This window comes from Fulvivirga aurantia, from assembly GCF_009711475.1.
Classification (GTDB): Bacteria; Bacteroidota; Bacteroidia; order Cytophagales; family Cyclobacteriaceae; genus Fulvivirga; species Fulvivirga aurantia.
The window spans coordinates 1-234 of record NZ_SMMD01000017.1 but is presented as its reverse complement, the minus strand read 5'-3'; the positions used below and the strand labels follow the sequence as shown (position 1 = coordinate 234).

The following is a 234-nucleotide window of genomic DNA, read 5'->3' as shown; positions in this document are numbered from 1 at the left end:
GTCATTGGTCCGATCGAAGTAGGCCTCGTGGTAAATGATGGAATAAACAGTAGTAATATATTCTTAGCCACAGTCACTGTTGAAAAAGTAACTAATCGACCTGTAATCACAGGTCTGGTACAACCACTTACAACTCCAGAAGAGACTCCTTTATCAATTTCACTATCAGACCTTACAGTCGAAGACGCAGATAGCAATTATCCCGATGATTTTACACTTACTGTTCAAAAAGGT

Annotated in this window: 1 protein-coding gene; it reads left to right on the top strand. The window is 39.3% G+C overall.

Annotated elements, in window-relative coordinates; genetic code table 11:
• Positions 1 to 234, top strand: a 234-nt coding sequence (locus E1176_RS19925; protein ID WP_185152431.1) for a hypothetical protein, incomplete at both ends; no start/stop codon positions are given.